The following is a 5,874-nucleotide window of genomic DNA, read 5'->3' as shown; positions in this document are numbered from 1 at the left end:
TCGAACGGGTGAGTGAAAGTCCAATCAACATGCACCTGCAGGAAAAGCCAGAAAACCATTGTCGCCACCAAGAGCAGGCCAAGCCTGGCCCAACGTCCTTTGACGAATGAGGCATAGAATGTGATCGCAACCGGAATGGCGATGAGCGGTATCGTAAATGGATTCATGGCTTTCCTTTTTCAGAGCAACCACGTCACACCTGTTGAGGCTCCGGATCCCGGCAACTGAAGGACATTAACTGTAAATACGAACTGTGCGGAAAGTGTGGTGAGCAAATGTCCGCTAAGGGTCGTTAACTGCCCTGGTGCCAGTGCAGTAGACCAATCTCTGCCTCTCAAATGAAAACGGTCCCTCGACTCGGTGGATTGCCGTCAGAATCCGGCAATCGGCAGACATTTAACATAACGTGAACTAGACTGAATCAAGCATACCTCTGCCCCAAAACTGAGCCGCGTTCATGAATCATACAAGCCTTTTGTTGGTGGTTCTTATGACCCTCACCGGCTGCGTGGCATCACGTTCGCCGAGTCAGGAAAGAGCCTTTTCCACCGTGGCGTTTTCAGCTGACCACTCGCTGCTGGCTTTTGCGGATGCAACTGAGATTCGCGTGTTGAAGGTTGAAAATCGAAAGCCCGTAATCACTTTGCGCCAATCACAGCAAAATTTGGAATCGTCGAATCGATCGGATTTCCGTCATGGAATCGGCGATACCCTCGTATTTCTCGACGATCAACGCATTGCAACAACGGGTATGGGCGGATTGGTCTCTATATGGAGTATTCGCACCGGAAACCGACTGTCGGTGATCGAGCCACCAAATAATGAAGTTTTTGCATCGACCCTTGACTATTCTCCGTCGACCAACCGCCTGATCATCGGTACTGCGGGTGGAGATATCCTGCTCACAACCATGAATGGCGACGTTGCCGGACCGCTTTTGCCAGTGGCAAATCTGGACGGTTACATCTGGGATCTGCAGTTTGGGCCGGAAGGTCGATTTTTTGCGTCCGCGTCGATGACAGCGAAGAAGCGCAACAACATGGCGGTTGAGGAAACGAGTTTTAGCGAAGCCGCCGGAACAATTAACGAAGGATTCAGTGCCAACGACCACGAACCACCCGTACATCCTGCAAACACCTCGAACGTTGCCATATGGGATGCGGATTCGCTTGAGAAAGTGGGTAACCTGGATGGAGCAGACGAAGTTTACAAAATGGCTTTGGTGCCCAATGAGAGAACTCTGATCACGGCTGGCGAGGAGGTGCGGATTTGGAAATTCGTGACATTGGAGCAAATTGACGAATTGGCCGATCCCAGCATGATCATGCAGGGCATCGGCGTCGGAACGGTCGTGGCGGTTTCCGTACTCGGCCTGGCGGCTGGCGCCGCAGTGGGAGCCCCTTTTATGGCCTTTGATCCATTTTCGGCGACACAACTGCTGATGATGCCGGCGGGCTTGGCATTCAGGCCCGAAACATGCTTCCGTTCCGTCGCCATTTCCCCGAATGGCAAGACCGTGGTCAGCACAACCAGGGGACCTTCGCACAATGTTATGGGCGTGATTGATCGGGCAAGTGACAAGGTAGTCGATAAGTGGAGAGCTGATACTTATGTCTGCGACATGGAATTCAGTCCCGACGGGAAATACCTGCTCACGGCGACAAATACAGGGGTTCTTCTTTACGACACCACAGACTGGAAGAAGATGGACATCAAGAACATCGGTGCAAAGTAACCGCAATGGCAGACAAAACCAATTTTGTTCCTATGAGGGTCGTTACCGGCCCTGGCACACCTGCGGTAGCCCAATCTCCGCTTCTCAGATCAAAACAGCCCCTCGACAAGGAGGGGCTGCGGTTAGGATTCGGCCAGTGGAAGAGCTTACATTCGGGCTGCGGGAGCGGTAGCGGGAGCCGCTGAAACCGCCCCCACTAGCTTGCCGGACTCCAGTCAACCTACTTTTTCTGCCGGAATGTCATGCCCGTAACGACACCGGCGTGATCGGACGGCCACAGGCCATCTGCCGTTCGGTCCTCCTGCCGGTTACCCACGACGGTAGCATGTACGGCGCGCAGGAAATTCGGCCCCTGCGGGCCCGCCTGCGGCGGACGCACCCAGACATGGTCGATGCGTTCGTCCAGCCAGGAATACGGGTTCATCAGCAGGTCCTGCTGGCAGCAGGTGTTCCCCGGGCTGTGGGCGCCATTGCGCACCATCCAGGTATCGATGTAGCCATCGCCGGCCATCAAGGCGTAAGGCGTTGGGCACAATCCCAGCGTGTCGAATTCCGGCGGCAAAAGACAGACTGACTCCGGTCCCTCGTCTGGGTCGGAATTGAGGTCCCCGACCACGACGACGATCTCATCACCGAGCAACTTGGGAAGGCCGTTCAGGATCTGGGTCATTTCGTAAGCTTGCACGGACTGGAAGAAATTGGCGGCCGGATTGCCGCTAACCTCGAGGTGCATGTTTACGAAGCGGTAACTGCGCCCCTGGAGATCCACGTCCACGATGTTGTAACCGCGGGTGAAGACGATTTCACCACCACCCGGAACAGGGACCGGTAGGTTATACATGAAGTTCTCGCCCAAACTAAACGTGACGCCAACATCCGACCGACTCAAGGTGACGTCGCGGTCGGTCAGCCGAGCGTCGAAAAACGGGGCGGGACAGTCCAGCAGACCCAGGTTGGCCACCGGAAGTTCGACATCGGCGTTTGTCACAGTAGCGGCAACTTCGTAGTGGAGACCCCTGTCTGCCAGTTCGGCCAGCAAAATGGCAAGGTAGTCCGCAAAGACGTCAGTCGCGTTCGGCGCCGGGTCGCCCGGGGGAGGAAGAATGTCGCTGGGGCACTGGGTACGGACCTGGGAGACTTCCTGCAGGCCGATCAGGTGCGGTTCATGCTCCGCGATCAAATCCGCGATGGACTCGGCACGCTGCGCAAAATCTGTCACCTGGATGTCGCCGAATATTTCCGCGGCATTGATCGGAACAGGTTGTTCCGGGTTCAGTATCTTGAACAGATTGGCGCCCACGTAGACGTTCTGGGTCATCACCTTCAGGCGGCCGGCTTGACCCTCTTTGCCTTTGGACTCGGCAGCAAAAACGCCTTGGCAAGTTCCCATCAAGAACAGAATTGCAAAAATTGAACGAAGGATTATCTGGGTCTTCATGCTCTATTCTCCAGAATCGTCAGGAATCAAACCAGAGTGAGCGATTTGTGCCGCAGACACTGGCCCATACTCCGAGTTTAGAAGAACCTTCGCGAATCTCCAGTGAGGGTTCGGTGGATGCTCGCGTTTTGTCTGTCTGTACGGAGTTCGTATTTCTGCTTTGGGTCGGTAGCAGCTTTAGCCCAAGCTCATCAGCCTGGTTCTGCTATTAGGCGCTTTTCTTAAGTAGATGAAGAAGGCCGCTCAGTTCATAGAGCGTCCAGGGGCGGCCTATTGGACAGATTCCAGACCAACGACTTTACGTCTACATCGACCGTCCGTCGACATGCTTCGGGTTCAGAGATTTGGGGTCCAGGCCGTGTAGCGTATTGAGATTGATCGCCACAATCTCCGAACCATCCGGCATGGCTCCGTAAGCGAAACTCTGTATCCCACACGTTTTGCAGAATAGATGTGCGATCGATTTCTTGTTGAATCGATACTCTGTGAGGTTGTCTTCACCTTTCAAGAGCTTGAATTGCGAACGCGGCGCGAACGCCAGAATGGCGCCAAGGGGCTTACAGCGCGAGCAATTACACGTCATGCACTCATCAACATCGACGTCGACCTCATAAGCGACGGCACCGCACTGGCACCCACCTTCGCAGTGTTGTTCCATTTGTAGTCTCCCCAGGTTTCGGTTTGCCAACCTCCCAGCAAGGATGATGCGCCGCCAAAACCCCGGAATCAATTCTGGGATGTACTGACGTCTCCTTCGGGTCGTTAGCGGCCTTCGAACAGGTATCGGAGCCCAATTGCTGCTTCTCGGATCAAAACAGCCCCTCGACAAGGAGGGGCTGCTATCAGATTCCGGCCCGGAGCAGTCATTTTTCAGATGTCTAGTTTCCGCTAGGATCGCTCATTTCCGAAATGCGCTTCTGAAGCTCCGCTTCAAGGATGGCATCGAAGTCTCCCACCCACGATGCGTGATGATGCCAGATGCGCCAACCATCAACTTCGCGCCGAAATATAAAGGTTCGGCGATTATCTAATTCAGGCCCAAGGACAAAACTCACAACCGCTACATCGCCTTTTTGGTCGACGCGAAAGGATTGGGGAACGATTCCCATGACATCCTCCTCCGAAGCATCTCGGTCTCCAAAGAAAACGTCGAAGGTGGCAAGAATTTGCGCTCTTCCGTCCAGGCGACCGGGCCCTGAGTCTCGAATTATCATGGGTAGAAATGCAGTGGCGTCTTCCGTCCACATCTGGTCAAAGCAAGCCTGATCTAATCTCGTAAAGGCAAATAAAAACCGCTTGGCGGCGACTTCTGCTCCCAACTTTGGATCGGGAGGGCATGCCATGGCGGAGAGTTCCTTATCTTCCAAACGTGCACTCTCTTCCGCAATGACTGGATGTTGAACGCTGAACAGAGTTATTCCGGCAATGAGTAGCAATCTCAGAGCGTAACGCATAGTAATAAGGCCCCCGAAAGTCAGAAGTTGCTTATTATCACATCCAAATTCAGTAATTGGCTCAGCGTCCTCCCCAGGTTCCGAATTGAGTCGTAAGCAGTCTAAGACCAAATCGGGCGTCGTGGTTCTGCTGTTAGTCGTTCCCCGGAAGTTGAATGAAGAAGACCGCACGGTTCACCGAGTTGCCCAGAACCAGTCAATAACCGAGCGGCAATGGAATCGTTCTAAACCACTCCGCAAATGAGCGAAAGACCATGGTGTCCCAGACCATTAACGCTGACGCTTGCCCGATTAGCATCAGTAGCAGAGCCGCTGCAAACACGTCTTTTCGCCCTTGGCGCCAGTCCGCCACGACTAACAAGCCGACTAACACATCCATCAAGCCAAAAGCGACGAACTGGTGAAAACCCGTCGTCCAGGGTACCGGATGCAAAAAGGCCGATACGCGGCTCAGGATCGGATCCAAAAGTATCGCCGCCGAGCAGATCATCCACCGCGCATGAACATCGGGATGCCTTTTGTTGAACAGGGCGAGCGCAAAAAAACCAAGAAAGAAGATCAACAGGAAGACTCTGACGGCGAGAATGTACAAGGAACCTTCATCGATACCGTCGTACCTCAAGACATCAAGACTCAACCAGAAAATTGAGAATGCGACTACCGGGGCCAGTAGATACGAGGTTCTGCCAAGAGACCTGTGTGTCCTCAGTCGACCCTGCCGAACAAGGTACCCCTGTGCCAGCAAAAGGATGCACCAAAGTGCGGTTGTTACCGCGTGAAATGCTGCCAAAGGCAGGTAGCCGATACCGCCAGTCGATACACGAAGTATGTACTGCGTTCCAAACACCAGAACGGCTAGCAATAGAATGGCGAGAAAGAAAAAAACTGCGTTTCTATTTAAAAATCGAGTTACCTGCATTTTTCGCTGGCAGCGTGAGTCGGAGGTTTTGTGGTGGTTCTTGGCTGCGAATATCAATGCTCAGAGTTATGAGCAAGCACCGGATCGAGTTTAGGTTAAAAACTGCACAATTTCCGCATTGGGTCGGTAGCGGCACTCAGGACATCCTCCAGGCCAGTGATTGCTTCCGAGCAGTAAGCGGAACTCGTTCAGGTGTGAATCTCGCGGGTGACAAGTTCTTTTGTCCCGTTCAACGGGCAGGAGTCAGCGAAATCGGACAAACGCTCTTTGCCTAGCGCAGAGGCGGCACATTGAACTCGATCGCGTCCAGTTGTTCCGGCGCCGCCCC

The 5,874-nt window shown here is 53.8% G+C and carries 5 protein-coding genes; 1 reads left to right on the top strand and 4 read right to left on the bottom strand.

Features of this window, described 5'->3' with window-relative positions; all coding sequences use genetic code 11:
* Positions 1-490 precede the first annotated feature (490 nt).
* Positions 491-1,735 (top strand): hypothetical protein, encoded by a 1,245-nt coding sequence (locus LJE94_04835; GenBank protein MCG6909434.1) that lies wholly within the window; start codon positions 491-493, stop codon positions 1,733-1,735.
* 220 nt (positions 1,736-1,955) lie between these two features.
* Here the strand turns inward: LJE94_04835 and LJE94_04830 are convergent, their stop codons facing one another.
* The 4 genes from LJE94_04830 to LJE94_04815 all read right to left on the bottom strand — a co-directional run bounded on the left by LJE94_04830 (position 1,956) and on the right by LJE94_04815 (position 5,219).
* A complete protein-coding gene (locus LJE94_04830; GenBank protein ID MCG6909433.1) occupies positions 1,956-3,173 on the bottom strand; it encodes a hypothetical protein in 1,218 nt (405 codons plus the stop codon).
* Between the two features lie 304 nt (positions 3,174-3,477).
* The gene (locus LJE94_04825) at positions 3,478-3,831 is read right to left on the bottom strand and encodes a GFA family protein (GenBank protein MCG6909432.1); all 354 of its coding nucleotides are present in this window, start codon (positions 3,829-3,831) and stop codon (positions 3,478-3,480) included.
* Positions 3,832-4,051: 220 nt separating this feature from the next.
* On the bottom strand, positions 4,052-4,627 hold the full coding sequence (locus tag LJE94_04820) for a nuclear transport factor 2 family protein (GenBank protein MCG6909431.1): 576 nt from the start codon (positions 4,625-4,627) through the stop codon (positions 4,052-4,054).
* Positions 4,628-4,823: 196 nt separating this feature from the next.
* Positions 4,824-5,219 carry a hypothetical protein gene (locus tag LJE94_04815; GenBank protein ID MCG6909430.1) on the bottom strand — a complete coding sequence of 132 codons (396 nt, stop codon included), beginning with the start codon at positions 5,217-5,219 and terminating at the stop codon, positions 4,824-4,826.
* Positions 5,220-5,874: the final 655 nt, after the last annotated feature.

This window comes from Deltaproteobacteria bacterium (assembly GCA_022340465.1).
Lineage (GTDB): Bacteria > Desulfobacterota > Desulfobacteria > Desulfobacterales > B30-G6 > JAJDNW01.
Note: the sequence above shows the minus strand (reverse complement) of the source record. Positions and strands in the feature narration are given on the sequence as shown.

Bases quoted from the DNA above. Each gene is read 5' to 3' on its own strand.
- LJE94_04820 (MCG6909431.1), bottom strand. From the start codon at position 4,627: ATGCGTTACGCTCTGAGATTGCTACTCATTGCCGGAATAACTCTGTTC.
- LJE94_04835 (MCG6909434.1), top strand. From the start codon at position 491: ATGACCCTCACCGGCTGCGTGGCATCACGTTCGCCGAGTCAGGAAAGA.
- LJE94_04825 (MCG6909432.1), bottom strand. From the start codon at position 3,831: ATGGAACAACACTGCGAAGGTGGGTGCCAGTGCGGTGCCGTCGCTTAT.
- LJE94_04830 (MCG6909433.1), bottom strand. From the start codon at position 3,173: ATGAAGACCCAGATAATCCTTCGTTCAATTTTTGCAATTCTGTTCTTG.